Genomic DNA, 25,962 nt, shown 5'->3' on the forward strand with positions numbered 1-25,962 from the left:
CCTAGGTGAGCGCGGAACGGATGCGGTCGAGCGCGCCGAGGCGGTCCCTGCGGACCTCCAGCGCCCCGTCGAGGTCGACCGGCACGAAGCGGGTCCTGTCGCCGGTCTTCGTCTGCGCGAGCCGGTCGCGGTCGACCGACACGACGGTGCCGAGCGTCGCGTAGCCCCCGCCGGTCACGGCGTCCTGGAGCAGCACGATCGGCTCGACGCCGCCCGGGACCTGCACGGACCCGACCGGGTAGCCGCAGTCGGTGACGTTCGCGGGGTCGCTGCCCGCCCCGAACGGCTGCTCGCGCGGCACGAACTCCAGCTCGGCGCCGCGGAAGCGGTAGCCCACGCGGTTGGCGTCCGGGGTCACCTTCCACTCGGTGTCGGTGAACCGGGCGAGGCTGTCCTCGGTGAGCCGGTAGCTGTGCAGCCCCACCAGCAGGTGCACCTCGGCGGTCGACGGGTGCACCGGGACGTCGGCGCCGTCGAGACGCCGCCCGGCCTTCGGGTCGCGCGCGTCGGCGCCGAGGGCCAGCTCGTCCCCGGCCCGCAGCGCGCGCCCCTGGAACCCGCCGATCCCGACGAGCGTGTAGGTCGAGCGGCTGCCGTAGTACAGCGGCACGTCGATGCCGCCGGCGACCGCGACGTACGGCCGGGCGCCGGCGCGCAGCTGCCCGAACGACAGCACCGACCCCGACGACACGGCCACCGACTCCCACGTCGGGATCTCCTCGCCGTCGACGAACGCGGGGATGTCCGCCCCGGTCACGGCGATGACGGTGTCGACGGTGAACTCCAGCGTCGGCCCGAGGTAGACCGCCTCCAGCGCCGCGGCGCCGGGCTCGTTGCCGACCAGCGCGTTGCCGACGTGGTAGGCGAACGAGTCGAGCGCGCCCGAGGGCGGGAAGCCGATGCTGTAGTAGCCCAGCCGCCCGGTGTCCTGCACCGTCGTCTCGAGCCCCGGGTCCTGCACCCTGATCATGGTCGAGCTCCGCTCCGCTGCGTCTCCCGGATCGTCACCCGTACAGCACCTCCTTCATCGCGGCGTTGGTGCCGTCCGGGTCGGCGAGGAACCGGCTCGGTGAGAACTCCAGCTCCTTGTACGAGTAGCGCCACGTCCCGGCGTCGACCTGGGCGCGGACGTCGTCGTACTCCTCGCGGTCGACGCGCCGATAGTTGATCACGTCACCGTGCTGGAAGAACACCACCGAGTCGTTCTCGGCGAAGTCGGGCAGCCGCTGCTCGCCGTCGAAGATCGGTGCGGGCGCCGAGCCGAAGAGCTGGTAGCCGCCCGCGCCCTTCACCGGGTAGATCACCGCGAACGCCCCGCCGAACCCGAACGCGCGCTCCGGGGTCTCGGTGCGCGGACGCACGTACTTGGGCACCTCCACCTGCCGCTCGCGCGGGACGAGCTGGAAGCACCACGGCAGCCCGGGGACGAAGCCCATCATCGTCACCAGGTACGGCGACGCGGCGAGCGCGTCGATGAACGCGTCGGTCGTCTCGTAGCCGTTGATGCGGGCGCCGTAGTCCAGGTCGGTGCCCGTCGGGTCCTGGTGGCGGTCGCGGAACTTCATGAGGACCTCGTGGGTCCACGGGTCGTTCAGCATGATCGGGACGTCGACGATGCGCGTCGCGACGGTGAGGTCGTCGGACAGCGACCCGACCTCGCCCTCGATCCGCTGCAGCTCGCGGACCAGGTCGCGCGGGTGCAACCGATCGGGATCGACGCGGACCATGTACGACGCGTTCGACGGGCAGATCTCCTCGACGCCGGGGATCGCCTCCTCCCCCAGGCGCCGGGTGATCGCCAGCGACGTGAAGTGCACCGGCAGGCTCATCGCCGCCGAGAGCTCGACGTAGACGAACTCGTCGCCTCCGTGGTCGTACCGCGTCTCCGTCTCGGCCTCGGTGGCGGTCATGCGATCACCTTGGCCCGTCCGCGTCGGCGGGTCCAGAGCCCTCACGCATCGGGCGTGACCCCGATCAGGACGGCGTCCACGACCACGTTCTCGGTGTAGCTGCCGGCGGCCCGGTCGAAGGCGCCGCCGCAGGTGATGAGCCGCAGCTCGCCCCCCGGGCGGTCGCCGTAGACCTCCTCGGTGGGGAACCGGTCCTTGCGGTGGGTCGCCACCCGCGTCACCCGGAACAGGGCACGGCTCCCGTCGGCGCGGGTGACCTCGGCCGTGTGCCCGGGGCGTACCGCACCGAGCTCGAAGAACACCGCCGGGCCGTCCTGCGCGGAGTCGACGTGCCCGAGCAGCACCGACGGGCCGCGCTCGCCCGGTGTCGGCGAGTACCGGTACCAGCCCGCCCGCGACTCCGCCCGCGCGGCGTGCGGCGGCACCTCGACGGTCCCGTCGGGCCGCAGGCCCAGGGTGACGAGGTCGGTGTGCACGCCCGCCGCGGCGACGTCGAGCCGCACCGGCGGTGAGGCGGGCAGGGGGCGCACGCCGGCGGCCTCCGGGGTGGCCGCGGTCGTCGCGCCGACGGCGATGCTCGGGGGCGCGGGTGCGACGGGGGTGTCCAGGCCGTGCGCCACGGCGGTGAGCCCGAGGGCGCCCAGCCAGAAGGCCGCGACGCCCATCGGTCGTGGCCCGCCGCGACCGCGCGGTGCGTCCGCCGCCGTCGGCGCCACGTGCCCGGGAGGCGCCGCGGGGCGGCGCCCGACCGTCGGGCCCGGGCCCCGGACGGGCTCGGCCCGTCCGGAGGCCCGGTGCCGGCCGCCCGCCGGCCGCCCGACGCGCTCGGGGCACGCGGGCGGGGCGGGCGGCAGCGGCGACACGGTGATCAGACGCGGTGCGACACGCGGCTGCGGGCGCTCGACCAGCCGGCCAGGCCGAGGGCGGCCAGCACCGCACCGCCGCCGGCGTAGAGCGCGGTGTCCCCGGCCCCGGCCGCCGCGGAACCGCCGCCGGTGTCCGCCCCACCCTGCGGCACGTGCGAGACCTGACCCGACGACTCCGCGTCCTCCTCGTCGCCGTTCTCGGCGCCCGACCCCCGCGGCAGGCTCTCGCAGGCCTGGCCGTCGCCGTCGTCGTCGAGGCGGTGCGGGTCGCTGGTGTCCTGGTCGTAGACGGCCTGGGCCTCCTGCTGGGTGTCGAAGTCGGAGCAGTCGCGGTCAGCGGCGAACGCGGACCCCGACAGCGGAGCCATGGCGCCGACGGCGAGCACGGCGACCGCAGTGGCACGGCGGATCATCGACAACGGAGTGTCCTCCCGGATCGTGGAACGGGACGTGATCACGTCCCTCGTCCGGGTCGTCGCTCACGGTGAGCAACTTGTTACCCGCATCACCTTGCGCTCAGCTGACGATGCTCGCTCCACGGACGGGCCCTTCGCTGAGCGCGCGCCAGACCCGCTGCGGCGTGAGCGGCATGTCGAGGTGCGTCACGCCGCGGGCGGCGAGGGCGTCGATCGCCGCGTTCACCACCGCCGGCGACGACCCGATCGCCCCGGACTCGCCGATCCCCTTCGCGCCGAGGGGGTTGGTCGGCGAGAGCGTGACCCGCTGGTCGAGGTCGAAGCCGGGCAGGTCGCTGGCCGCCGGCACCGCGTAGTCGGCGAGCGTCGCCGCGGTCGGCTGGCCCGCCTCGTCGAACGTGGCCTGCTCGTAGAGCGCCTGCGCGATGCCCTGGGCGATGCCGCCGTGCAGCTGGCCGTCGACGATCTGCGGGTTGACGATGCGCCCGCAGTCGTCGACCGCGACGAAGCGCCGGACCCGCGTGTCCCCGGTCTCGGTGTCCACCTCGACGACGGCGATGTGGGTGCCGAACGGCCAGGTGAAGTTGGGCGGGTCGAAGTGGTGGTCGGCCGTGAGGTTGGGCTCCATGCCCTCGGGCAGGTCCGCGGCCAGCGACGCCGCGCCCGCCACCTCCTGGATGGTGATCGACGGGCCGGACGTGCCGGCCACCGAGAAGACGCCGCCGGAGAACTGCAGATCGTCCTCGGACGCCTCGAGCAGGTGCGCGGCGATCTTCCGGGCCTTGTCGACGACCTTCTCCGCCGCCCCGTACACCGCCGAGCCGCCCACCGCGAGGCTGCGCGAGCCGTAGGTGTCCCGCCCGAACGGCGCGATCATGGTGTCGGAGTGGAACACCTCGACGTCGGCGGGATCGATGCCGAGGGAATCGGCGACGATCTGCGCCCACGCCGTCTCGTGGCCCTGGCCGTGCGGGCTGGTGCCGGTGACGACCTCGGCACGGCCGGCCGTCGTCATCCGGACCGTCGCGGCCTCCCAGCCGCCGCTCTGCAGCCGCACCCCGGCGGCCACCTTCGACGGCGAGAGCCCGCCGGACTCGGTGAAGTTGCCGATGCCGACGCCGATCTCGACCGTCTCGCCGGCCTCACGCCGGCGGCGCTGCTCGGCGCGCAGGCCCTCGTAGTCGACGAGCTCGAGCGCGCGGCGCATGCAGGGCTCGTAGTCCCCGGAGTCGTACTGCACGCCGGACGGCACGGTGCGGGGCTCCGAGAACGGCGGGTGCAGGTTGCGCAGCCGCAGCTCGGCCGGGTCCATCTCGAGGGCGCGGGCGAGGTCGTCGAGGACCCGCTCGTGGGCGTAGGCCGCCTCGGAGCGCCCGGCGCCGCGGTAGGCGTCGGTCGGGGTGAGGTTGGTGAACACGCCCTGGCACGAGAAGTCGTAGGCGCCGAAGTCGTAGAGCCCGCAGTAGGTGAACGCCCCGAACACCGCGATGCCGGGCGTGAGCAGCTGCAGGTAGGCGCCCATGTCCGCGACGAGGCGGACCTTCATGCCGAGGATCTTCCCGTCGCGCGTCGCGCCGACGGTCATGTACTGGACCTGCCCGCGGCCGTGGGTGGTCGCGATGTGGTGCTCGGAGCGCGTCTCGGTCCACTTGACGGGCCGGCGCAGCCGGCGTGCCAGGACCAGCGCGAGCGCCTCCTCGGCGTAGACGTTGAGCTTGGCCCCGAAGCCGCCGCCGACGTCGGGGGCGACGACGCGCAGCTTGGTGTCGGAGATGCCGCAGATCGCGGCGAGGATGTCGCGCACGAAGTGCGGCACCTGGGTGGACGTGTGGATGGTGAACCCGCCGCCGACGGCGTCCGGGGTGACCACCACCGCGCGCGGCTCCATCGGCGAGGCCATGACGCGCTGCTGGATGTAGCGGCCCTCGACGACGACGTCGGCCTGCGCCAGCGCGGCGTCGACGTCGCCGACCGCGAGCGGCCAGGTGTAGCAGTGGTTGGTGCCGAACTCCTCGTGGACCAGCGGGGCGTCCGGGGCGAGCGCCGCCTCGACGTCGACCACCGCGGGGAGCTCCTCGTAGTCGACGACCACGAGCTCGGCGGCGTCCCGGGCCGCAGCCGCGCCGGTCGCCACCACGACCGCGACCGCGTCGCCGACGTGGTTGACCTCGTCGCGGGCCAGCGGGCGGTGGTCGGGCACGAGGATGTCCTCGGTGACCGGCCAGCCGCAGGGGATGCCGGCGACGAACTCGTCGAACAGGTCGGCGCCCGTGAGGACCGTGACGACGCCGGTGGCCTCGCGGGCGGCGGTCGTGTCGATGCTGCCGATCCGCGCATGGGCGACGGGGCTGCGCACGAGCGCGAGGTGGACGGTGCCGAGCGGGGCGATGTCGTCGGTCCAGGTACCCCGGCCCGTGATCAGCGCCGCGTCCTCCCGGCGCGGCAGGCTCTGTCCGACGTGGGGGGTGGTCGCGGTGGGCTGGGGGACGGTGTCGGTCATCCGAAGGCACTCCCGTGGCCGGCGGTGGTGGTACGGGTCACCGTGGCCCGGATGATCCTGATTGGGAAGGGCCTCCGGCTGAGGCGAGCCCAACCTTCGTTCGCCAGGCCCGGACGGGTGGGGCGCAACGTGACCGTCGTCACACTTCCGTCGGTTTGTCGCGGGTGTCGCCGTCGTTCCCGCAGGTCGGCCGACACCGGGACACCCGTCCGGCCTGCTCAGGGCAGCCTTCGCTGCCTGGCGAGCGGGTTCGCCGGCCCGCCACCATCGTCGCCATGACCGCAGCCCAGAGCCTGCCCACCGTGCAGGGTTGTTCCGCGACCTCGTGTGCCTACAACGAGAGCTCGACCTGCCACGCCGGCGCCATCACCATCGCCGGCGACAACGCCGCCTGCGGCACCTTCGTGGAGATCTCGTTCCGCGGCGGCGTCGACCGCAACGGCGTGGTCGGCGCGTGCCACCGTGCGGAGTGCAAGTACAACGACAAGCTCGAGTGCACCGCTCCCTCGGTCGAGATCGGTGCCGGCAAGGACGTCGCCGACTGCCTGACCTACGAGGCCCGGTAGAGCTCCTCGAGCGGCGCGACCGACCCCGCGGTCCCGACCGTCGGCTCCACGACGAGCCCGCGCGCGGGGTCGGCGCGCAGCGTCGCGTCGGCGACGGCGAGGGCGGCCACGCTGTCGTCGTCGTCGACCAGGACCGCGGCACCCCGCGCGGCCAGCCCCGCCAGCGCGCCCAGCACCACGCGGCGCCCGGTGGCGTCCAGCCCGTCGGTGACCCGGTCCACCAGCAGGACCGCGGCGCCGCCCGCCTCCTCGAGGCGGCGGCGTCGCTCCAGCACGCCCGACGACGGGTCGGCGGTGATCCGCCGGACCCCGGCCGACGCGTCGTCGCACATCGCCATCAGTCGCCGACGCACGATCGGCTCGCCGAGCAGCACGGTCACCTCGGCCGTGGGCAGTCGCAGCGTCATCGCCCGCCTCCTCCGTCGTCCGCCTCCGGCGCGGCAGCTCCCGCTCAGCGTCGTGCCGCCTCAGTGAGGGCAGGCTAACCTCGCCTACCCGTCGACGTCGAGAGCGGGCCCGAGGTCTGCGCGGATCTCGCGCGGATGTCCTCTTCAGCGTTCGGACGATCGGCGGAACGCGCGCCACGCCGCCGTCACGAAGGGCACGGCGACCGGGTCGGTGCCGACCTCGGCGGCCACCAGCGCCCGCGCCTCCCGGTGCACCTGCGCCCGCTCCTGCGCGGACAGCGTCAGCACCGAGGACCACGTTCCCGTCATCGCCGCCACGTCCTCGGCGGCCATCCACGTGCGGTCCCGGAAGACCTCCGAGGTGCCCGGCCCGAACGGCGCGTCCGCGGGCAGGTCGATCGCGAACCCCGCCTCCACCACCGTCGTCGCGTCCCGGTCGTCGGCGCGCCCGACGTGGCGCATCGCCGCGACCCACGGCTCGGCCGGGTCCGCGAACGTCCACAGCAGGCCCAGCACCCCGCCCGGCCGCAGGACGCGCCCGATCTCGGCGCTCGCCCGGTCCGGGTCGAACCAGTGCCACGCCGACGCGACGAGGACGGCGTCGACGGACGCGTCGGGCAGCGGGACGTCCTCGGCCGTGCCCGCGAGCACCCGCACCCCGGGGCTCTGCGTCGCGAGCACCGTGCGCATCGCGTCGTCCGGCTCGACCGCGACGACGTCGGTGACGCCCGCGGCGGCCAGTGCGCGGGTCAGCAGGCCCGTCCCGGCCCCGAGGTCGAGGACGGTGGGCCCCGTCGCGTCGGACGCGGGCAGCAGCCAGCGCAGGGCGGCGAGGACGGGCGGCGGGCGCAGCCGGTCGTAGTCGTCGGCGACGGCGCCGAACGACCGGGCGCGCGCGGGGTTCACAGCCAGCCGCGCTTGCGGAACACGAGGTAGAGCGTCACCGACGCGAGCACCATGAGGCCGAGCGCGAACGGATAGCCCAGCGTCCACGCGAGCTCGGGCATGTTCTCGAAGTTCATCCCGTAGATCGCTCCGATCAGCGACGGGGTGAACAGGATCGCCGCCCACGAGGAGATCTTCTTGACCTCCTCGCCCTGGGCGAGGCTGGTCTCGGAGAGCCGGCGCATCTCCTCGTTCTGCCGCTGCCCGACGAGCGCGGCGTTGACCTGCAGGATGTTGCCGAGCAGCTGGCGGAAGTTGTCGGCGGACTCGCTGGTCTGCGCGGTGTGGTCGGCGACGTCGCGCAGGCCGCGGTGCAGCTCGATGTGGGTCGGCTCGTCGGCGGACTCGGCGACGAGCCCGTCGAGGACCTCGCGCAGCGGGTCGACGGCGCGCTGCAGCTCGATGACCTCGCGGGAGAGCTGGTAGATGCGCCGCGAGACGCTCGGGTCGCCGCCGAAGACCTGGGTCTCGATCTGGTCGATGTCGTGGCGCAGCCCGCGCGTGACGGGCAGGTAGTCGTCGACGACGCGGTCGAGCACGGCGTAGAGGACCGCCCGCGGGCCCTGGGCGAGCAGGGACGGGTCCGCCTCGAGCCGCGCGCGCACCGACGACAGGTCCGGGGTGTCGGCGTGGCGGACGGTGACGACGAAGTCCTGGCCGAGGAAGAGGTGGATCTCGCCGACCTGGACGTCCTCGTCCTCGTCGACGTACCAGGCCGGGCGCAGCACGACGAACTCCACATCGTCGTAGCGCTCGAGCTTGGGGCGCTGGTGGGCCTGCACCGCGTCCTCGACCGCGAGCGGCGGCAGCGAGAGCTCCTGGGCCAGGCGGTCGATCTCGTCGGCGTCGGGGCGCAGCAGGCCGATCCAGGCGAACCCGTCGTCGCTCTGCCCGTGCGTGCGCAGCATCTCGAGGGTGCGGTCCAGCGAGTCCGGCTCGCTGGAGCGCTCCCCGTGGACGTACACCGCGTTGTCGACGACGGTCACCAGGGCATTGTCGCGCCCCGGCCCACGTCAGTGCGCGAGGGCCACACCGGCGGCGACGAGCCCGACCGCGTTGGTGCCGAGGTGCAGCCCGATCGGGGCGAGCACCGAGCCGGTGCGGTGGCGCAGCCAGCCGAGCGCGAAGCCACCGAGCACCGTCACCACGAGCACCGCGAGCGCCGAGGTCCACTGCAGCGTCGGCGGCAGCGGCACCGCCGACGGCCCGAGCGCGACCGTGAGGTGCCAGAGCCCGAAGGCCACGGCGGTGGTGCTCAGCGCGACGCGGGCGGACAGCGAGCGCACCGAGTGCCCCTGCAGCACGCCCCGGAACGCGAGCTCCTCGGCGAGCACGGTGCCCAGTGGGATGAGGACGAGGCCGCGCAGGAGGAGCGCCCCGGGCGAGGCGCCGGCGAGCTGCGGGTTCTCGAGCAGGTCGGGCGCGACCGCGAGCACCACGCCGTAGCCGAGGATCGCCACGCCGATCGCCGCGCCGCCCCAGCGCGCGCCCGCGCCCCACGTGCCACGACCGATGCCGAGGTCGGCCCACGTGAGCCCGAGCAGGCGGGCGACGGTGACGAGCGCGGCGACGCCGCCGAGGTTGAACAGGGCCTTGAGCACCGGGTCGGCGGGCAGCGCCGGGAGGGCGACGTTGCTCCACCCGAGCAGCAGGAGCGCGACGACCGCGGGCGGGGCGAGGCGCCGCCAGTGGGGTGCCTTCGCCGTCGGAGTGCCGCCGGTGCCGGTGCCGGTGTCGTCCGAGGGCGGGCGCGCGTCCGTGGCCGTGTGCTGGGGAGCGGTCACAGCCCCAGCATGCCTGCCACCCTCTCCGTGTCCGCAGGGGTCCACCCCGGGGGCATACCCATCATGAGCCAGCCCTCGACCATCACCGCGCGGTACTGGTGGCCGTGCCCGTCGGGCACGGACAGCGAGTTCGTCAGGTCGATGGTGACCTGCCAGAACGTCACGACCGGGTACCAGTCGACGGCGTCGGACACGTCCCGACCTGGGGGTTCGGCGAGCCAGTCGGGGCGGCGCCACAGCAGCTCCGGGGACCACCAGACGACGGGGTCCGAGGGGTGCTGGAGGTAGACCACGTGTGGTGAGGACCACACCGCGGGTGGCTCCCGGACCTCCGCCGCGGTCGCCCCGAAGCGCACCTCGCGGCCCCCGTCGACCACGGGCCGGATCTCCGTCGAGCCGGGGTCGCGGCGCGCCGTGAGCTCCGCGTGGAGTCGGTTGGAGTTCGGCGGGCCCACCCACAGGACGCCGTCCGCCTGGGCCCGCGCGTCCTCGAGGCTGGAGAACGCCGCCTCCGAGCCCTGCGAGCCGAGGCTCTCGCCGAAGACGATGAGGCGGGGTCGTCGGTCCGGTGGCAGCTGCTCGATGCGGGCGTGCACGGCGTCGAAGAGCGCCCGGCCCTCGGCGGCGGCACGGTTGCGGTCGACGACGAACGACAGCCAGCTCGGCAGGTAGGAGTACTGGGTGGCGACGATGGCGGTGTTCCCGCCCCAGATCATCTCCAGGGAGTCGGCCACCGGGTCGTCGATCCAGCCGGTGCCGGTGGTGGTGACGACGGCGACGACGTCGCGCCCGAAGGCTCCGGTGCGCTCGAGCTCGGCGACGGCGAGGCGGGCGCGCTCGCCGGGGCCGGGCGCGGACATCAGCCCGACGTAGGTGCGGATCGGCGGCACCGGACGCCGCCCGGACGCCTCGCCGAGCTGGGCGAGCGTGCGCCCGCCCGCGACGAAGTCCTGGCCCTCCCGGCCGAGGGACCTCCAGGGCACGAGCGAGGGCGCCGATCCCGAGCGCAGCGGGGAGATCGGGGCGACGACGCCCGGGTAGGTCTCGTCGTTGGTGGCGCTGAAGGCGGCGTCGGCGACGCGCAGGCCGGTGCGCAGGACCAGCGAGTCGATCACCGTGGCGACGAGGACGACGACGACCACGGTGCCGACGACCGTCGCCGCCTGGGCGGGCAGGTGGGCCCGGCGGCGCAGCAGGTCGCCGGCCTTGCCCCCGAGCCAGCGCACGCCGCGGCCGAACCCCACGATCAGCCCGGCGACGACGAGGGCGACCGGCCCGGCGCGCAGCCAGCCGTCGGTGGTGGGCTGCGCCATGCCCATGAGCCCGGCCACCTGCTGCTGCCACCGGGCGCCCGCGACCAGCATCCCGAGCAGCGCCACCGTCGCGGTGACGACGAGGACGAGCCAGGCGCCGGGGGTGAGCCAGACCGGGGTCGCGCGCTGCACGCGTGCGGTCAGGTCGGTCCACCGACCCGTGCGCCCGACCAGCCACGCGAGCGCGACGCCGAGCCCGTAGCCCAGGCCGCCGGAGATGCCGGTGGCGAGGCCCTGGAAGAGGTAGTCGCGGGGGATCAGCGACGGGGTGAGCGAGATGAGGGCGAACGCGACGCCGACGACGAAGCCCGCCGGGTGCGCGCGGGGGACGTAGCGCACGAGCGCGGCCAGGCGGGGCGGGAGCGCCGGGGAGTCGCTGCCGAACTGGTGGCGCTGGTCCTCGCGGTGCCACAGGTGGTGGTGCTCGAGCTCCTCCTCGAACTCCCGCTGGAACTCGATGTCGAGCTCCGTGCGGGCTTCGCCCTCCGCCACGTGTCCCAGCTTCCCGCGCCGCGCAACCCGGTACACGGGAGGTGGCGGAGCCCATGTGAGCGATCTCCCGAGCTATGGCTGGAAAGTTCGCTCACGAGTCGCGGGCGCGCCGGGCGGCGTTGCGGATGCCCTCGTAGCCGGTGCAGCGGCAGAGGTTGGACGCGAGCAGGGCGTCGAGGCGGGCGGGGTCGTCGACGACGGTCGGGTCCTCGTCGAGCGCCCCGCGCAGCAGCATCAGGAAGCCCGGCGTGCAGAAGCCGCACTGCAGCCCGCGCTCGGTGGAGAACGCCTCCTGCAGCGGGTCGAGCGCGCCGTCGGGGCCCTCGAGCCCGGCGACGGTGCGCACGTGCCGGCGCGCGACCTGCGCGGTGAGCTGGAGGCACGCGCGCACCGGCTCGCCGTCGACCAGCACCGTGCACGTCCCGCACACCCCGTGCTCGCAGCCCAGGTGGACGCCGGTCTGCCCGAGGTCGTCGCGCAGCACGTCGGCCAGCGTGCGCCGCGGCTCGACGTCGACGGCCACGTCCCGCCCGTCGAGGGTGAACCCGATCCTCATGCGGCCTCCCGGTCTCCGTCGAGCAGTCGCTCGAGCACGCGGCGCACGAGCACCGCGGCCACGTGGCGCGTGTAGTCGACATCGGCGTGGGGGTGCTCGACGGGGTCGATGTCCTCGCCGACCGCGTCGGCGGCCGCGGCGGGTCCGCCGCCGTCGAGGAGCGCCTCCTCGGCGGCGTGCGCCCGGCGGGCGGTCGGGGCGGCGCCGGCGACGCCGAGGTGGGCGCGCACGACCTCGTCGCCCTCGGTGTCGACGGCCGCGACCACGGCGACGTGGGCGAAGCTCGCGTGCGTGCGCCGGTGCTCGGCGACCCCGGTGGCCGTGCCCTCGCCCAGCACCGGCAGCGTCACCGCGATGATCAGTTCGCCGGGCCGGCGGGCGGTGGCGCCCGGACCGTGCAGGAACTCCGCGGCGGGCAGCGTCCGGTACCCGGCGCGGGACGCGAGCTCCACCTGCGCGTCGAGCGCGGCGGCGACGGCCGTCCACTCCGCGGCCGGGTGGGCCCAGGCGAGGCTGCCCGCGAACGTGCCGCGCGAGCGGATCGGCGGGTGGGCGATCCAGCCCGCGGTCTCGGCGAGCAGCGTCCCGAGCGGGCCGGGGACCGCGCCCCGCTCGAGGTCGACGTGCCGGACCAGCGCGCCGAGGCGCACGGTGTCGTCGTCGACGGTGACCCCGCGCAGCTCCGCGACCCCGCCGACGTCGACGACCAGCGGTGGGGCGAACCGGCGCCACCGCAGGTCCTGGAGCAGGCTCTGCCCGCCGGCGAGCACGGCGGCGTCGGGCTCGGCGTCGAGGGCGACGAGCGCCTCGACGAGGGTGCCGGGCTGGACCAGGTCGAACGGCGGCGGCTTCACCGGGCCCCACCCCACAGCGCGTTCCAGACCGTGGCGGGCGTCAGGGGCATGGCCAGCAGCGACGGATCGGCCCCGGGGACGCCGTCGAGCGCGTCGGCGACGGCGTTGACCACGGCCGGCGGGACCCCGATGCACCCCGCCTCGCCCGCGCCCTTGGCGCCGAGCGGGTTGTCGGGTGCGGGCACGGCGGTCTCGTCGAGGCGTAGCGGCGGGATCTCCGCGGCGGTGGGCAGCAGGTAGTCCAGCAGGCCCTGCTCGAGGCGCGGGACGCCGTCGGCGTCGAGGGGGACGTCCTCGTACAGCGCCTGCCCGAGGCCCTGGGTCAGCGAGCCGAGGGTCTGGCCGTGGACGACGCCGTGGTCGACGACGGTGCCGTAGTCGTCGACGGCGACCAGCCGCAGAACGTCCACGGAGCCGAGCTCGGGGTCGATCTCGACGACGGCGCCGTACACGCCGTAGGGGAAGGCGGGCGGCGAGGAGAAGCGGTGCTCGGCGCACAGGGGCGCGAGCGCGGCCACCGACGTCTCCCGCTCCCCGCTGCGCAGCGTGCCGCCGTCCCAGCCCACGTGCGCGACGTCGACGCCCCAGTCGGCGGCCGCGCGCTCCCGGGCCGCGACGACCAGCGCGCCGGCGGCGCCGTGCAGGGCCGCGCCGCCCATCTGCAGCGAGCGACTGGCGAACGACCCGTGCCCCTCGGGCACCGCGGCGGTGTCCCCCTCGACGAGGCGGACCCGGTCGGGGGCGACGCCGAGGACGCCCGCGACCAGGGCCGGGAAGACCGTCTCGTGCGACTGCCCGGTGCTCGACGTGCCGACGCCGGCGACGAACCCGCCGTCGCCGCGCGCCTCGACGACCGCGTACTCCTCGAGGATCCCGGGCTCGCCCCCGCTGCGCTCCACGTAGCAGGCGACGCCGACGCCGAGCGGACGTCCGCCCTCGTCCCGGCGCCGCGCCTGCTCCGCGCGCCAGGTGTCCGGCTCCAGCAGCTCCAGCGCGCGGTCGAGGGCCGCGGCGTAGTCGCCGGAGTCGTAGCGCCGCCCGGTCGGGGTGTCGTGGGGGAAGTCGCGCACGAGGTTGCGGCGGCGCAGCTCGACGGCGTCGAGGCCCAGGCGGCGCGCGAGCAGGTCGACGCCGCGCTCGACCGCGTAGGCCGCCTCGGGGCGCCCGGCGCCGCGGTAGGCGAAGGTCGGGGCGGTGGTGGTCAGCACGGCCCGGATGCGCGCGTGCACCTCGGGCACCGCGTAGGCCCCGGACGCGGCGAGCCCGGTCTGGACCGGGATGCCGGCGCCGACGGGGTGGGCACCGATCGCCGCGTCGACGTGGAGGTCGATCGCGGTGATGCGGCCCTCGGCGTCGGCGGCCATCCGGAGGCGCTGGGCCTGGCCGCGCCCACGGGTGGCCGCCCACAGGGCCTCGGTGCGGTCCTCGACCCAGCGCACCGGACGACGCAGCCGCTGTGCGGCGACCGCGACGACGACGTACTCGGGGAAGGTCGGGCTCTTGCCGCCGAACGCCCCGCCGACGTCCGGGACGACGACGCGCACGGCGCCGGTGTCCAGGCCGAGCGCCGCGGCGAGCCCGTCGCGCAGCGCGTGCGGGTACTGGTGCGAGCACCAGACGGTGAGGCCGCCGGGCTCGGGGCGCACGAGGATCGCCCGCGCCTCCAGCGAGGTCGGCGCGAGCAGCTGCTGGCGCAGGTCGGTCTCGACGACCACGGCGGCGTCCGCCCAGGTGGCCTCGGCGACCGGCTCGCCGAGCTCCTGGTCGAGCACGACGTCGCGGTGGCCGTCGTAGAGCGGCGCGTCGGCGGCGAGGGCGGTGGCGGCGTCCGGACGGCCCGGGAGCTCGCGGAGGTCGGGGACGACCGCGCCGGCGGCGTCCTCGGCGCGGTGGCGGTCGTCGGCGACCACGCAGGCCACGGGCTCGCCCGCGTGCCGGACGCGATCGACGACGAGCGGGCGCCACGGCGGGAGGTCGTCGCCGCCGAACAGGGCGGGCACGTCGTCGACGCCGCCGAGGTCGTCGGCGGTGAGGACGGCGTGGACGCCGGGCATGGAGCGCGCGACGGTGACGTCGAGCCCCGCGAGGTCGGCGTGCGCGACGCGTGGGCGCACGAACGCGGCCTCGAGGCAGCCGGGCTCGACGAGGTCCGCGACGAACCGCCCGCGACCGGTCACCAGGCGCCGGTCCTCGACGCGAGCGAGTGTCACCGACGGGGTGTCCCCGGTGGCGCCCTCACCTATGTGAGCACTTTCCACGCCGATGGGCGTGGAAAGTGCTCACGAGAGGAGCGGCTCGAGCCAGCGACCGGCGGCGAGCAGGGCGTCCTCACGGTCGGGGTGGCCGATGAGGGCGAGGCCCAGGGGCAGGCCGTGGGCGTCGCGCATGCCCGGGACGGCGAGCGCGGGCAGGCCGAGCAGGTGCCAGGGCCGCGAGAGGACCGGGTCGCCGGTGGCGTCGAGGCCCGGCGGGGCGACACCGAGCGCGCCGGGGACGAGGACCGCGTCGGCGTCGTCGAGACGCGCGAGGACGGTCGCGCGGGTCGCGGCGGCGCGCTCGCGGGCCGCGGCGAGCTCGTCGGGCGGCACCGCGCGGCCCTCGGCGAGCAGGGCGCGCAGGTTCGGCCCGAGCCCGGGCGACTCCGGCACGGTGACCGCCGCCTCGGCGGCCATGACCATCCGGTGGTCGACGGTGGCGCGGCGCAGGTCGACGTCCCAGGTCGCGACACCGGCGCCGGCCACCGACGCCCGGGCGACGGCGTCGGCGTGGGCCTCCCGCATGGCGGGCGAGACGTCGGCGGCCTCGGTGCCCTCCCAGGAGAACAGGCGCGGCGGGGTCCCGGACGCCGCTGCGGGCGCGCGGCCGTCGAGCGCGGCACGGGCCGCGGCGAGGTCCTCGACGCTCGCCGCGAACAGGCCGAGCGTGTCCAGGCCCGGCGCGAGCGGGTTGACGCCGGCGGTCGGCAGCGACCCGCGCGCGACGGCGAGGCCCGCGACGCCGCAGTACGAGGCCGGGCGGATGACCGAGCCGGCGGTCTGCGTGCCGACCGCGAGGGGCACCATGCCGGCCGCCACGGCTGCCGCGGATCCGCTCGACGACCCGCCGGGCGTGCGGGTCGGGTCGTGCGGGTTGCGGGTGGGGCCGGGGTCGAAGAAGGCGAACTCGGTGGTCACGGTCTTGCCGACGACCACCGCGCCCGCCGCGCGCAGCAGCGTCGTGATCGCCGCGTCGTCGGTGGCGGGCGGGGCGTCGGCGCGCGCGGCCGAGCCGCACCGGGTGGGGACGCCCGCGACGTCGACGATGTCCTTGATGCCCACCGGCACGCCGGCGAGCGGGCCGTCGCCACCCGCGTCCGTCGTCACGAGCTCGACCCAGGCGTGCACCCGGTCGTCGACCTCGTCGATCCGTCGCCGTGCCGTGTCCACCGCGTCGGGGCGACGGGCGTCGGCGAGCCGCCAGGGAGCCACCAGGTCCACGGCGACGAGTGTGACCGCTACATGCGGATCGGGATGGAGGAGGTCTCGCCGAACTCGGGCGGCTCGTTCACCGGGTTCGACTGCGGTGCGCGGGCGGCCTGCTGGGTGTCGCCACCGGAGCTGCTCGAGCTGCTGGATCTGGTGGAGCTCGGGGAGCTCGACGCCTCCGCCGAGGAGTTGTCGCCGGACGAGCCCTCGGAGGAGCTCCCGGAGGAGGACGAGGAGGACGACGAGCCGGTGTCGCACTGCTGGTCGGAGCCCGAGAGCCCGAGGTCGCCGAGCAGCCCGCCGACGAGACCGCCGTCGCCGCCGTCGGACGAGCCCGCGTCGCGGCAGTCGTCGGCGGAGCGGTAGGCCGAGGAATCGGCGGCGACGTCGACGGCGTAGCCGTCGGCATGGCCCAGGTGGTTGCCCCGCCCGTTGCCGTGCCCGTTGCCGTGGCCGTTGCCGTGCCCGTTGCCGTTGCCCTGGGACGAGGACGCCCCCCAGCCGTCGCCGTGACCCGGGGACGCGACCGCGAGCCCCGCTCCGGAGCCGGCCAGCGCCAGCGCGGCCGACGTGGCCACGGCCCCGCGGCCGGCGAGGCGGCGCAGGCCCGGGCGATCGGTCGAGCGGTGAACACGATGGTGGGCGCCCATGCGAGTTCCTCCTCCTGCGCGACCATCTGCACCCGATCGGGGCACCGACATCGCGGTCGCACGTCTTGTAGGTCTCGTTCCGGTCACGACTCGGTCGTGAGTGCCCCACTCGTGGCGTGCCCAATCCCCTCGCAACGGTTCCTCTCCGAGGCCCGCGGCTCCTAGGCTGCCGCGATGGCGGTGACGAGCACGGCGCGCTACGTCGAGATGCACCCGCGCAACCCGCAGCGCCGGTCGGTCCTGCAGACCGTCGAGCTCCTGCGCGAGGGCGGGCTCATCGCCTACCCGACCGACTCGTGCTTCGCGCTGGGCTGCACCGTCGGCAACCGCGAGGGCCTCGAACGGATCCGGACGATCCGCCGGCTCGACGCGCGGCACCACTTCACGCTCGTGTGCCGCGACTTCGCCCAGCTCGGGCAGTTCGTGCGCGTCTCGACGCCCGTGTTCCGGGCGGTGAAGGCGGCGACGCCGGGCTGCTACACGTTCATCCTCCCGGCGACCAAGGAGGTGCCGCGGCGCCTGCTGCACCCGCGCAAGCGCACGGTGGGGGTGCGCATCCCGGCGCACCCGGTGGTCGACGCCCTGCTCGCCGAGCTGGAGGAGCCGCTGCTGTCCTCCACGCTGCTGCTGCCCGACACCGAGGAGCCCCTGACGAGCGGGCGGGACATCCTCGAGCGCCTCGGGCACCAGCTGGACGCGGTCCTCGACTCCGGTGAATGCGGGACCGAGCCGACGACGGTCGTCGACCTCTCCGGTGACGAGCCCGTGCTGGTGCGGCAGGGCGCCGGGCGGGGGTTCTCCTGGTGAGCCGGCCTCAGCCGGCGGGCCGCGGGACGCGGTCGGCCGCCGCGCGCAGCGCGAGGTAGGCGTCCTCGAGCTCGCGGGCGGCGAGGTGCGCGCACGCCGTGCGGACGGCCGCGGCCGCCTCGTCCATCGCCGCGCGACCGTCGCCGCGGGTGCGACCGTGGTGAGCGGCGTGCGCGGTGACGGCCGCGCGCAACATCCGGTCGAGCCGGCCGTCGAGCACCGCGGCCGGTGGATCGACGAGGTCGCCGAGGTACCCGATCCCCGCGCGGATCGCCGCCGGGAGCTCGGGCGGCGGCTCCGCGCCGTCGCGCGCACCGTCCCGGCGCACGATGGCCGTCACCGGTCGCTCCAGTCGGGCGACGCGCCGCGGCCGAGCGCCGGATCGGTGTCGGCGAGGTCGAGGCACCGGTCGAGGGCGGTGAGCCGGATCGGGTGCAGCACGGTGCGGTGCGTGGCGACGAGCACCAGGCGGACGTCGCGGGCCGTCGCGGCGACGTTGACGTCGGCGAGCACGTCGAGGCCGGAGGCCCCGAGGAACGTCACGCCCTCGAGGTCGGCCACCACCGCCGGTGGCTCGTTCGCGCGGCCGGCGACGTCGCGGTCGTCGGCCACCGTGGTGACCGAGCCGTGCAGGACGTCGGCGAGGTGGCGAGCGGTCAGCATGTCGACCTCGCCGATCACGCGCAGGAGCACGAGACCCGGGCGCGGCTGGGTGGGGGCGACGGTCAGTCCGCCGTGGTCGGTGTCGACGTCGTGGCCGACGTCCTCGACGAGGGACGGTCGACCGGCGCGTTCGCGAGGCGCCATCATCACGGAGCCACCTCTTCCTCGGGCCGGGGTCAGAACCGCACTGCCTCGAGAGGGTGAAGCCGCGGGTGGCTCCTCCCACTGTGCCCCGGCACGCGCGGATCTGTCCAGCCGGGACGGGCGTCCGCACGGGCCGCGCGATCCGCCGTCACAGGGTCAGCAGGCCCCTGACCAGCGTCGCGAGGGCGCCGGCGAGCGCGAGCACGATGACGACGCGTCGCGCGGTGTCCGGCCTGAGCCGGTCGTGGACGACCCCGCCGAGCACGACCCCCACCGCGATGCCGGCGAGGCCCGCTCCCCACACGACGCCGTCCAGACGGGGCAGGCCCTTGCTCAGCAGGGCGACGAGGTTGATCACGAGCAGGACGACCTGCGCGGTCGGCACGAGGACGTCGACGCTCCAGCGCCGGGCCAGCGCGAAGGCCGAGATGGCGGGGCCGCCGACGCCCGCGGTGACGTTGACGAAGCCGGCGACCGCGCCCGCGACGAGTGCCCCGCCGGTCCCCCGCAGCCGGGCGCCCAGGCGCGGGACCAGCGAGAGCAGCACCGCGGCGAGCGCCAGCGCGCCGACCACGACGAGCAGCGGCCCCTCGGGCAGCGCCTCGACGACGAGCACCCCGAGCGGGACCGCCACGACCGCGCCCGCGAGCAGCAGCGCGGCCGCCCTGACGTCGACGCCGTGACGGGTGCGTACGAGCACCACCAGGCAGAGCACGACCTGCAGCGCGTTGCCGAACGAGACGCCGTCGCGCGGCCCCAGCACGGCGACGAGGAACGGGCCGCCCACCAGGGCGAGGCCGAGGCCCGTCGTGCGCTGGGTGAGCGCGCCGAGCAGGACCGGCGCCACGACGAGCGCCGCCGTCCCCGCCGCGCTCATCGGTGCGGCGGGGACGGCGGCGTCATCCGGTCATCATGACCGTGCTGCTACCCCGAGGGGCTCACTGCGGGGTGATGCTGAAGTTCACGACGTCGCCCTCGACGCCCGTGACCTGCACCAGCAGCGGCGTGGTCACACCCGCGTCGGTGCCGGTGCAGGTGATCTGCGCACCGACCTCGCCCTCGAGTGACGACGGACAGCTGACCTGGCTCGCGTCCACACCGTACTGCTGGGCGATCTGCTGCTCGACCTGGTCGGCCGTCAGGGTCGGGCTGCCGAACACCACGAGGAGCGCGAACAGCCCCGCCAGGAGGGCGACGACCGCGACCACGACGATGCCGAGGATCTTGCCGACCGAGCTCTTGCGCACGGGTGGTGGCGGAGGGTAACCACCGTAGCCCGGAGCGGGGGGTGGGCCGCCGTAGGGCATCCCGGCCGGACCCGGCGGCATCGGCGGGTGCGGGAAACCGGCGGGAGGCGGCGGGGCCTGCTGCGACATGGGACACCTCGAGGTCACGGGCGTGCGGGGCATGATCGGCTCCCGGCTCGGACATCGACGCGACGCCCGACGGGTAGGAGGAGCATAGAACACGGAGAGCGACGAGCAACGCCCTTCACTGGTCCATCAGAGTTGTCTCACGATCTCGCCAGAGTTCCGGGTACGGCGGGGGTCCCACCTCGCTCCCTCACCCGCCTCACAGCTCACACCCAGGCTCGCGACCCACGCTGGATCCCACGGACGCCGGGCAGCCGGTGGCCGAGCGAGGAGGGCCTGTGGACACCGTGGACGCCGTGGCGCTGGATCCCGCCGTCGACCTCACCGCCGCGGTCGCCGGTGACGACGGCGCCGTCGCGTGGGCGGAGCGGCGCGGGCCCCGCCGTCACCACGCCGACGCGGCCGCCACCCACCGCGGCGCGACGGGCCGCCTCGCGGTCACCGTCGTCGACGGGGTCGGCGACTCCGAGGCCGCGGGGTTCACCGCCCGCCTCGTCGCCGACCACGCCGTGCGCGTCGCGGTGCTCGAGGGCCGGCCCGACCTCGCCCTCCTCGCGGCCCACGAACTGCTCGCGAGCACCGGGGACCTCGTGCCCGGCGACGCCGCCGCGGTCGTCGCGCTGGCGCCCGGGGCCGGGGATCCGCGGTGGCGTCTGGCGTGGGTGGGCGACTGCCGGGCGCTCGCGTGGGACGGGCGCACGCTGCGCACGCTGACCGCCGACCACACCGTCGCCGCCGCGATGCGCGCCCGCGGTCTGCACGTGCGCCCGCGCCTCGAGAACGTCATCACGACGAGCGTGCGCACGGTGCGACCGCCCGAGGTCGGCATCGCGGTGGTGGACGACCCGGGCACCCTGCTGCTGGTCAGCGACGGCGTGCACCGCAGCGTCCCGGGGCCGGCGCTCGCCGCTGCCCTCGCGACCGGCGGGGGCCCGGCCGCGCAGGCAGAGCGCATCGTCGAGCTCGCCACCGAGGCCGGCACCACCGACAACGCGACAGCGCTGGTGGCTTCCGCCAGGTGAGCAGAAAGAAGGGCTACAGCCCTTCTTCCTGCTCACCTGTGCGGAGCGCACCCAGCGTCAGGCGCAGCCGCGCGCCGCGCTCGGAGTCGACCACCCGCAGGTCCCCGCCGTGGGCGCGGGCGAGGGCGCGCGCGATCGGCAGGCCCAGCCCGGCGCCGCCGGCGTCGCGGGAGCGGGCGTCGTCGAGGCGCACGAGCCGGTCGAAGACGCGCTCGCGGTCGGCGGGCGGGATGCCGGGCCCCTCGTCGACGACGTCGACCACGGCCTGCTCCCCGTCCCCGGACACCTCGAGGCGCACCGTGCCGTCGGGCGGCCCGTGCCGGCGCGCGTTCTCCAGCAGGTTGGCGAGGATCTGCGCGATCCGCCCGGGGTCCGCGTCGACCCACGTCGGCGACGCGTCCACCTCCACGGTCATCCCCGGCGCGAGCAGCTCGACGCGCTCGGCCTCGGCGGCGGCGAGCTCGGCGAGGTCGACCGCGCGGCGGTCCAGCGGGGCGCCGTCCTCGATGCGGGCGAGCTCGAGCATGTCGGCGACGAGCGCGCCGGCGCGCCGGGTCTCGCGCACCAGGGTGGTGGCGATCCGCTCGCGCCGCGCCAGGTCCGCGTCCGGCTGGCGCACGAGCGACTCGGCGAGGGTCTGCACGCCGGTCACGGGGGTGCGCAGCTCGTGGGCGGCGTCGGAGAGGAACCGGCGCGTGCGCACCTCCGAGCGCCGCGCCTCCGCGGCCGCGTCCTCGGCGCGGACCTGGGCGTCCTCGAGGGCGTCGAGCATGTCGTCGAAGGCCGCCGCGGTGCGCCCGAGCTCGGTGTCGGTGCGCTCGGGGCGCAGCCGCCGCCCCCGTTCGCCGCCGGCGATGTCGCGGGCCGCCGCCGTCATGTCGTCGAGCGGGCGCAGCGCCACCCGCACCACCGCGAGCAGGGCGAGCGCCACGGCCCCGAGCCCGAGGGCCCCGACGCCGACCATCACCACCCGCAGCCGCGCGAGGACCTCGTCGTTCTCCCCCGGGTCGACCGCGAGCACGAGCCGGGTGCCGTCGGGGACGCCGACGGTGCGGACGAGGTCGCCCTCCCGCACCGGTGGCCGGTCGGGCCGTCCCGGCCGGTCACGCATCGGCGGCCGCCCCGGCGGGCCGTCGGTCGACCCGGCCACCCGCCGGCCCGCGGCGTCGAGCAGCACCGCGCGGATGCCCTGCCCGTCGACGGCCTCGACGAGCGGCGCCCCGGTCGTGCCCGACGCGACGAGCAGCCCGGCCCGGGCAGCGCGGTCGTCGAGGCGGCTCTGCTGGTCGCGGCGCAGTTGGGCGTCGAGCGCGAGGTCGACCGTCACCCCGATGACCACCAGCGCCAGCGCCACGACCACCAGCACGAGCGCGGTGACGCGGAAGCGCAGCGAGCGCCCGGAGGTCCAGCGCGCGCGCAGGCTCGCCGTCACGTCCCCTCCCCCGGCGCCGGCCGCAGCGCGTAGCCCAGCCCGCGCACGGTGTGGACGATCCGCGGCCCGTGCGCCTCGAGCTTGCGGCGCAGCGCGGACACATGGACCTCGACGAGGTTCGGGTCGTAGGCGTCGTAGCCCCAGACCTGCGTGAGGATCTGGTTCTTCGTGACGGTCCGCCCGCGCTGCTCGACGAGGTAGCGCAGCAGGCGCAGCTCGGTCGCCGTGAGGTCGAGGACCGCCCCGGCGCGGGTGGCGGTGCCGGCCTCCTCGTCGACGACGAGGTCGCCGACGGCGATCGCCGTCGGGACCCGGCCACGGCGGCGCAGCACCGCGCGCACCCGGGACACGAGCTCGGCCAGCAGGAACGGCTTGACGACGTAGTCGTCGGCGCCGCCGTCGAGGCCGTGGAGACGGTCGGCGAGCGCGTCGCGGGCGGTCAGCAGGACCAGACCGGCGTCGCTGCGCTCCCGCGCCACGCGCAGCAGCGCGAAGCCGTCGCGACCGGGCAGCATGACGTCGAGGACGACGAGGTCGGGGCGGAAGCCGTCGAGCAGCTCCTCGAAGCCGGTCCCGTCGTCGCGTCCGAGCGCGCGGAAGCCGGCGTCGGTCAGCGCGTCGACCACCGACTCGCGGATGGCCGCCTCGTCCTCGACGACGAGCACGCGTGCCGCCGTCCCCCGGGTCCCCACGACGTCGATGGTGGCCTGCCGCTCCTGAACCGTCGCTGAAGACCCGGCGCGCGGACCGGTGCTTCAGGTCCGGTTCAGCCGCGGTGCCCAGTGTCGGTGCTCCCCGTAGACGATCGGAGAGCGACGATGAGTGAGCAGGATCCGCAGGGCCGCACCCCGGGCGACGACCCGGCGACCCGCCCGACGGCGGCCGCCACGCCGGTGGGGTCGGCCGAGCCGGGCCCCCCGACGCGCTGGCAGCGCACCACCCGCCCGTCCTCCTGGACCCGCCGGACGGCCGTCGTCGTGGCGGGCCTCGCCGGGCTGGTCCTCGGCGTGCTCCTCACCGGGGCCGTCCTGGCCGCGACCATCGGCGGGCCCAGCGGGCCGCGCGGCGACGGGCTCCGTGACCGCCCGCCGATGGGCCCCGGGACCAGTGCCCACGAGCGGGGGTTCGACCGCGGCGACCGCGGCGACGGCCGGGGCCCGCGGGGCGACGCGGCCTCCGGGCCGATCGTGGTGCAGGTCCAGCCGGGCGCGACGGTGCAGGTGGCACCCGGGGCGACGGTGCAGACGGTGCCGGGCACGGCGGGCCAGCCGGGCCAGCCCGGGACGCCGACCCAGCCCGCCCAGCCGGGCCGGCCCGCGGTGCCGACCCAGCCCGCCCAGCCGGGCCAGCCCGCGGTGCCGACCCAGCCGGCCCAGCCGGGGCAGGCGCCCCTGCCCGGCTGATCTTCCGGCTGATCGACCCCGTCGGCGTGGCGGCGATCACAGCGGTGGCCCTCGGCGCTGTGCTCCGTCACGCCGACGTGTGAGCATGAGTCCCGTGTCGAACGCGGGTCTCCTCCTCGTGCGCCGCGCGCACGTGGATCTCCTCCGCGTCTCCTCGGCCGGGTGTCGCACGCCCCGCCGCTGACCGTCCACGTCTCGTCCGGTCGCGGGTCCGCACCCCGGCCGGGGCACTGACGTGCCCGCGTCACGGGCGCTCGGGCTCGCCCCACCCTCCGAGGAAGCCCTGTGCGCGCATTCCTGCTCTTCGCCCTCGCGGGCCTGATCGCCCAGCTGGTCGACGGCTCGCTGGGCATGGCCTACGGCGTCACGTCGACGTCGGTCCTGCTCGCGGCGGGCACCGCGCCCGCCGTGGCCTCCGCCTCGGTCCACCTCGCGGAGGTCGGCACCACCCTCGCGTCCGGGGCCTCGCACTGGCGCTTCGGCAACGTCGACTGGCGCGTCGTCGGCATCCTCGCGCTGCCCGGCGCGATCGGGGCCGTCGTCGGCGCCTACGTCCTGGTCAACCTCACCGAGAGCGCCGAGCCGTACATGGCGCTCGTCCTGCTGCTGCTCGGTGTCTACGTGCTGCTGCGCTTCAGCTCGCGGGCGGTCGCGAAGCGCGTGGTCTCCGGGCCGCGGCCCGGCGGCAAGTTCCTGGGCCCGCTCGGCCTGGTCGCGGGCTTCCTCGACGCGTCCGGTGGCGGCGGCTGGGGCCCGGTGGCCACGTCGAGCCTGCTCGCCTCCGGTCGTCTCGAGCCGCGCAAGGTCGTCGGGTCGGTCGACACCTCCGAGTTCGTCGTCGCCCTGGCCGCGAGCATCGGCTTCCTCGTCGCGCTGTCGTCCGAGCAGATCGACGTCACCGTCGTGCTCGCGCTGATGGTCGGCGGCGTGATCGCGGCCCCGTTCGCCGCCTACATCGTCCGGCTCCTGCCCGCCCGCCTGCTGGGCACCGCCGCCGGCGGCCTGATCATCCTGACCAACGCCCGCACCTTCTTGAACGGGATCGACGTCGCGAGCACGATCGTGACGATCGTGCTGCTGGTGCTCGCGGTGCTGTGGGTCGTGGCGATCGTGGTCGCGGTCCGCACCGCCCGCCGCGAGCGCGCGCTCAACGAGGCCGCGGTGGTCGAGGAGGACGGCGCCCCGGCGTCCACCGCCTGAGTCCCGAATCCTGAGCGAAGGGCCCCTCTGGTCGGAAGAGTCGAGCGGAGGGGCCCTTCGCTCGTGACCGGGCGCGGGGCACGGTTCCGAGCAAGGGCGCCCCTCGCCGGTCTAGTCGAACCATGGGGCCCTTCGCTCGGAAGCACGCGGCGCACCCGCGATCATCGACCCGTGCGTGCGCTGTTCGACCTCCCCGCCGCCTACCGCCCCAGCGACGACGACCGGGCCTCGCCGGTGCCGCCGCTGGAGGCGGTGCTCTGCGACTTCAGCAACACGCTCTTCCGCATGATCCCCACCGACACCTGGCTCGCGCGGGTCGCCGCCGACACCGGACGCGCGCTCGACGACCCGGCGGCGGTGCTCGCCCAGCTCGACGCGGCGGCCGCGGAGCCCGAGGTGATCGCGGCGCAGGAGGGGCGCGACCTCGACGTCGAGGCCCACCGCCGCGCGATGCTGACGTGGTTCGCGCGCGTGCCGTGGCTGGCGGGCATCGAGGACGCCGCGCACGAGCGGGTGGTCGCCGAGGACTCGTGGGTGCCCTACACCGACACCGGCTCGTTCCTCCGCGCGCTCGCCCGCCGCGGCGTCCCCGTCGGCGTCGTCAGCGACATCGGCTGGGACATCCGCGGCCACGCTCGCGCCGCGGGCCTCGACGACCTCGTCGGCACCTGGGTGCTCTCGTGCGAGGAGGGGCGCGAGAAACCCGCGCCGGAGCTGTTCCTCGCCGCCTGCGAGCGCCTCGGCGTCGAGCCGCGCCGCACACTCATGGTCGGCGACAACCCCCGCCGCGACGGGGGCGCCGTCGCCGCCGGGCTGCGCGCGTTCGTGCTGGCCGGCGAGCAGCGGGAGCGCGAGCGCGGGCTCGGCGACGTGCTCGCGCTGATCAGCGCACGCGCGTGACGCCCGGCGCGACCAGCTCGCGCACCCCGCCCGGCGGCGCGCCGCCCGCCCGTCGCACCCACCCGCCGACCACCTGGGCGACCGACCAGCCCTCCCCGGCGACCAGGGCCGCGACCTCGCGGTCGGCCGCGCCGAGTTCGACCCGGGCGTCGTCGAGGACGCCGACCAGCCAGCGCTCGCTGCGCCGCACGACCTCGTCCCCGGTGGCCCCCGCGGCGAGCAGCCGCCCGAGGTCGAACGGCTCGACCTCGAACGGCCCCGACGACACCGGCTGACGACTGCTCATGGCGAACCC

At 75.8% G+C, this 25,962-nt stretch carries 28 protein-coding genes; 6 read left to right on the forward strand and 22 right to left on the reverse strand.

Annotation, left to right across the window (positions count from 1 at the left end; translation table 11 throughout):
• Position 1: 1 nt before the first annotated feature.
• The 5 genes from PGB27_RS25280 to PGB27_RS25300 all read right to left on the reverse strand — a co-directional run bounded on the left by PGB27_RS25280 (position 2) and on the right by PGB27_RS25300 (position 5,692).
• On the reverse strand, positions 2 to 970 hold the full coding sequence (locus tag PGB27_RS25280) for a 5-oxoprolinase subunit C family protein (RefSeq protein WP_274203203.1): 969 nt from the start codon (positions 968 to 970) through the stop codon (positions 2 to 4).
• 34 nt (positions 971 to 1,004) lie between these two features.
• Complete coding sequence (locus tag PGB27_RS25285; RefSeq protein WP_274203204.1) at positions 1,005 to 1,910, reverse strand: 5-oxoprolinase subunit B family protein; 906 nt, start codon at positions 1,908 to 1,910, stop codon at positions 1,005 to 1,007.
• 41 nt (positions 1,911 to 1,951) lie between these two features.
• Positions 1,952 to 2,575: a class F sortase gene (locus PGB27_RS25290; RefSeq protein ID WP_274203205.1), complete on the reverse strand. Its 624-nt coding sequence runs from the start codon at positions 2,573 to 2,575 to the stop codon at positions 1,952 to 1,954.
• Positions 2,576 to 2,778: 203 nt separating this feature from the next.
• Positions 2,779 to 3,189: an excalibur calcium-binding domain-containing protein gene (locus PGB27_RS25295; RefSeq protein WP_274203206.1), complete on the reverse strand. Its 411-nt coding sequence runs from the start codon at positions 3,187 to 3,189 to the stop codon at positions 2,779 to 2,781.
• Positions 3,190 to 3,292: 103 nt separating this feature from the next.
• Positions 3,293 to 5,692, reverse strand: coding sequence for a xanthine dehydrogenase family protein molybdopterin-binding subunit (locus tag PGB27_RS25300; RefSeq protein WP_274203207.1), 2,400 nt, complete (start codon positions 5,690 to 5,692; stop codon positions 3,293 to 3,295).
• A gap of 275 nt (positions 5,693 to 5,967) precedes the next feature.
• Between PGB27_RS25300 and PGB27_RS25305 the strand changes: the two genes are divergently transcribed.
• Entirely contained in the window at positions 5,968 to 6,258 is a 291-nt protein-coding gene (locus PGB27_RS25305) for a DUF1540 domain-containing protein (RefSeq protein ID WP_274203208.1), read from the forward strand.
• On the opposite strand, the gene PGB27_RS25310 is transcribed toward PGB27_RS25305, so the two are convergent.
• From PGB27_RS25310 to PGB27_RS25355, 10 genes are all read right to left on the reverse strand, one after another.
• Positions 6,243 to 6,665 (reverse strand): hypothetical protein, encoded by a 423-nt coding sequence (locus PGB27_RS25310; RefSeq protein WP_274203209.1) that lies wholly within the window; start codon positions 6,663 to 6,665, stop codon positions 6,243 to 6,245. The two genes, PGB27_RS25305 and PGB27_RS25310, sit on opposite strands and share 16 nt — an antisense overlap.
• A 144-nt stretch (positions 6,666 to 6,809) precedes the next feature.
• A complete protein-coding gene (locus PGB27_RS25315; protein ID WP_274203210.1) occupies positions 6,810 to 7,571 on the reverse strand; it encodes a class I SAM-dependent methyltransferase in 762 nt (253 codons plus the stop codon).
• A complete protein-coding gene (gene corA / locus PGB27_RS25320; RefSeq protein WP_274203211.1) occupies positions 7,568 to 8,596 on the reverse strand; it encodes a magnesium/cobalt transporter CorA in 1,029 nt (342 codons plus the stop codon). Before corA ends, PGB27_RS25315 begins: the two co-directional genes overlap by 4 nt.
• Before the next feature lie 27 nt (positions 8,597 to 8,623).
• Positions 8,624 to 9,394, reverse strand: coding sequence for a CPBP family intramembrane glutamic endopeptidase (locus PGB27_RS25325; RefSeq protein WP_274203212.1), 771 nt, complete (start codon positions 9,392 to 9,394; stop codon positions 8,624 to 8,626).
• A complete protein-coding gene (locus PGB27_RS25330; protein ID WP_274203213.1) occupies positions 9,391 to 11,199 on the reverse strand; it encodes an alpha/beta hydrolase in 1,809 nt (602 codons plus the stop codon). Before PGB27_RS25330 ends, PGB27_RS25325 begins: the two co-directional genes overlap by 4 nt.
• A 91-nt stretch (positions 11,200 to 11,290) precedes the next feature.
• Positions 11,291 to 11,755, reverse strand: a complete 465-nt coding sequence (locus PGB27_RS25335; protein ID WP_274203214.1) for a (2Fe-2S)-binding protein — start codon at positions 11,753 to 11,755, stop codon at positions 11,291 to 11,293.
• A complete protein-coding gene (locus PGB27_RS25340) occupies positions 11,752 to 12,609 on the reverse strand; it encodes an FAD binding domain-containing protein (protein WP_274203215.1) in 858 nt (285 codons plus the stop codon). Before PGB27_RS25340 ends, PGB27_RS25335 begins: the two co-directional genes overlap by 4 nt.
• Positions 12,606 to 14,819 (reverse strand): xanthine dehydrogenase family protein molybdopterin-binding subunit, encoded by a 2,214-nt coding sequence (locus PGB27_RS25345; RefSeq protein ID WP_274203216.1) that lies wholly within the window; start codon positions 14,817 to 14,819, stop codon positions 12,606 to 12,608. The genes PGB27_RS25340 and PGB27_RS25345 overlap by 4 nt, the downstream gene beginning before the upstream one ends.
• A gap of 69 nt (positions 14,820 to 14,888) precedes the next feature.
• A complete protein-coding gene (locus PGB27_RS25350) occupies positions 14,889 to 16,085 on the reverse strand; it encodes an amidase (protein WP_274203217.1) in 1,197 nt (398 codons plus the stop codon).
• Positions 16,086 to 16,102: 17 nt separating this feature from the next.
• Positions 16,103 to 16,723: a hypothetical protein gene (locus PGB27_RS25355; RefSeq protein ID WP_274203218.1), complete on the reverse strand. Its 621-nt coding sequence runs from the start codon at positions 16,721 to 16,723 to the stop codon at positions 16,103 to 16,105.
• 174 nt (positions 16,724 to 16,897) lie between these two features.
• Between PGB27_RS25355 and PGB27_RS25360 the strand changes: the two genes are divergently transcribed.
• Positions 16,898 to 17,530 carry an L-threonylcarbamoyladenylate synthase gene (locus tag PGB27_RS25360; protein WP_274203219.1) on the forward strand — a complete coding sequence of 211 codons (633 nt, stop codon included), beginning with the start codon at positions 16,898 to 16,900 and terminating at the stop codon, positions 17,528 to 17,530.
• A gap of 7 nt (positions 17,531 to 17,537) precedes the next feature.
• Here PGB27_RS25360 and PGB27_RS25365 read toward each other — a convergent pair whose 3' ends face one another.
• The 4 genes from PGB27_RS25365 to PGB27_RS25380 all read right to left on the reverse strand — a co-directional run bounded on the left by PGB27_RS25365 (position 17,538) and on the right by PGB27_RS25380 (position 19,584).
• Positions 17,538 to 17,870 carry a hypothetical protein gene (locus PGB27_RS25365; RefSeq protein ID WP_274203220.1) on the reverse strand — a complete coding sequence of 111 codons (333 nt, stop codon included), beginning with the start codon at positions 17,868 to 17,870 and terminating at the stop codon, positions 17,538 to 17,540.
• On the reverse strand, positions 17,867 to 18,340 hold the full coding sequence (locus tag PGB27_RS25370) for an STAS domain-containing protein (protein WP_274203221.1): 474 nt from the start codon (positions 18,338 to 18,340) through the stop codon (positions 17,867 to 17,869). Before PGB27_RS25370 ends, PGB27_RS25365 begins: the two co-directional genes overlap by 4 nt.
• A 145-nt stretch (positions 18,341 to 18,485) precedes the next feature.
• Positions 18,486 to 19,214 carry a TSUP family transporter gene (locus tag PGB27_RS25375; RefSeq protein ID WP_274203222.1) on the reverse strand — a complete coding sequence of 243 codons (729 nt, stop codon included), beginning with the start codon at positions 19,212 to 19,214 and terminating at the stop codon, positions 18,486 to 18,488.
• A 61-nt stretch (positions 19,215 to 19,275) separates the two neighbouring features.
• On the reverse strand, positions 19,276 to 19,584 hold the full coding sequence (locus PGB27_RS25380) for a DUF4333 domain-containing protein (RefSeq protein ID WP_274203223.1): 309 nt from the start codon (positions 19,582 to 19,584) through the stop codon (positions 19,276 to 19,278).
• Positions 19,585 to 19,988: 404 nt separating this feature from the next.
• Between PGB27_RS25380 and PGB27_RS25385 the strand changes: the two genes are divergently transcribed.
• On the forward strand, positions 19,989 to 20,732 hold the full coding sequence (locus tag PGB27_RS25385) for a PP2C family protein-serine/threonine phosphatase (protein ID WP_274203224.1): 744 nt from the start codon (positions 19,989 to 19,991) through the stop codon (positions 20,730 to 20,732).
• 13 nt (positions 20,733 to 20,745) lie between these two features.
• Here the strand turns inward: PGB27_RS25385 and PGB27_RS25390 are convergent, their stop codons facing one another.
• Both PGB27_RS25390 and PGB27_RS25395 read right to left on the reverse strand, forming a co-directional pair.
• Positions 20,746 to 22,164: a sensor histidine kinase gene (locus PGB27_RS25390; RefSeq protein ID WP_274203225.1), complete on the reverse strand. Its 1,419-nt coding sequence runs from the start codon at positions 22,162 to 22,164 to the stop codon at positions 20,746 to 20,748.
• Positions 22,161 to 22,856, reverse strand: coding sequence for a response regulator transcription factor (locus PGB27_RS25395; protein WP_274203226.1), 696 nt, complete (start codon positions 22,854 to 22,856; stop codon positions 22,161 to 22,163). The genes PGB27_RS25390 and PGB27_RS25395 overlap by 4 nt, the downstream gene beginning before the upstream one ends.
• Before the next feature lie 126 nt (positions 22,857 to 22,982).
• Between PGB27_RS25395 and PGB27_RS25400 the strand changes: the two genes are divergently transcribed.
• The 3 genes from PGB27_RS25400 to PGB27_RS25410 all read left to right on the forward strand — a co-directional run bounded on the left by PGB27_RS25400 (position 22,983) and on the right by PGB27_RS25410 (position 25,667).
• Entirely contained in the window at positions 22,983 to 23,567 is a 585-nt protein-coding gene (locus PGB27_RS25400; protein ID WP_274203227.1) for a hypothetical protein, read from the forward strand.
• Positions 23,568 to 23,852: 285 nt separating this feature from the next.
• Entirely contained in the window at positions 23,853 to 24,767 is a 915-nt protein-coding gene (locus PGB27_RS25405; protein WP_274203228.1) for a sulfite exporter TauE/SafE family protein, read from the forward strand.
• Between the two features lie 171 nt (positions 24,768 to 24,938).
• Complete coding sequence (locus tag PGB27_RS25410) at positions 24,939 to 25,667, forward strand: HAD family hydrolase (RefSeq protein ID WP_274203229.1); 729 nt, start codon at positions 24,939 to 24,941, stop codon at positions 25,665 to 25,667.
• On the opposite strand, the gene PGB27_RS25415 is transcribed toward PGB27_RS25410, so the two are convergent.
• On the reverse strand, positions 25,651 to 25,953 hold the full coding sequence (locus tag PGB27_RS25415; RefSeq protein WP_274203230.1) for a hypothetical protein: 303 nt from the start codon (positions 25,951 to 25,953) through the stop codon (positions 25,651 to 25,653). The two genes, PGB27_RS25410 and PGB27_RS25415, sit on opposite strands and share 17 nt — an antisense overlap.
• Positions 25,954 to 25,962: the final 9 nt, after the last annotated feature.

This window comes from Actinomycetospora lemnae, from assembly GCF_028737315.1.
Classification (GTDB): Bacteria; Actinomycetota; Actinomycetes; order Mycobacteriales; family Pseudonocardiaceae; genus Actinomycetospora; species Actinomycetospora lemnae.

Excerpts from the sequence above, each read along its gene's own strand:
- PGB27_RS25280 (WP_274203203.1), bottom strand. The coding sequence starts at position 970 with ATGATCAGGGTGCAGGACCCGGGGCTCGAGACGACGGTGCAGGACACC.
- PGB27_RS25285 (WP_274203204.1), bottom strand. The coding sequence starts at position 1,910 with ATGACCGCCACCGAGGCCGAGACGGAGACGCGGTACGACCACGGAGGC.
- PGB27_RS25290 (WP_274203205.1), bottom strand. The coding sequence starts at position 2,575 with ATGGGCGTCGCGGCCTTCTGGCTGGGCGCCCTCGGGCTCACCGCCGTG.
- PGB27_RS25295 (WP_274203206.1), bottom strand. The coding sequence starts at position 3,189 with ATGATCCGCCGTGCCACTGCGGTCGCCGTGCTCGCCGTCGGCGCCATG.
- PGB27_RS25300 (WP_274203207.1), bottom strand. The coding sequence starts at position 5,692 with ATGACCGACACCGTCCCCCAGCCCACCGCGACCACCCCCCACGTCGGA.
- PGB27_RS25305 (WP_274203208.1), top strand. The coding sequence starts at position 5,968 with ATGACCGCAGCCCAGAGCCTGCCCACCGTGCAGGGTTGTTCCGCGACC.
- PGB27_RS25310 (WP_274203209.1), bottom strand. The coding sequence starts at position 6,665 with ATGACGCTGCGACTGCCCACGGCCGAGGTGACCGTGCTGCTCGGCGAG.
- PGB27_RS25335 (WP_274203214.1), bottom strand. The coding sequence starts at position 11,755 with ATGAGGATCGGGTTCACCCTCGACGGGCGGGACGTGGCCGTCGACGTC.
- PGB27_RS25355 (WP_274203218.1), bottom strand. The coding sequence starts at position 16,723 with ATGGGCGCCCACCATCGTGTTCACCGCTCGACCGATCGCCCGGGCCTG.
- PGB27_RS25360 (WP_274203219.1), top strand. The coding sequence starts at position 16,898 with ATGGCGGTGACGAGCACGGCGCGCTACGTCGAGATGCACCCGCGCAAC.
- PGB27_RS25370 (WP_274203221.1), bottom strand. The coding sequence starts at position 18,340 with ATGATGGCGCCTCGCGAACGCGCCGGTCGACCGTCCCTCGTCGAGGAC.
- PGB27_RS25375 (WP_274203222.1), bottom strand. The coding sequence starts at position 19,214 with ATGAGCGCGGCGGGGACGGCGGCGCTCGTCGTGGCGCCGGTCCTGCTC.
- PGB27_RS25400 (WP_274203227.1), top strand. The coding sequence starts at position 22,983 with ATGAGTGAGCAGGATCCGCAGGGCCGCACCCCGGGCGACGACCCGGCG.
- PGB27_RS25415 (WP_274203230.1), bottom strand. The coding sequence starts at position 25,953 with ATGAGCAGTCGTCAGCCGGTGTCGTCGGGGCCGTTCGAGGTCGAGCCG.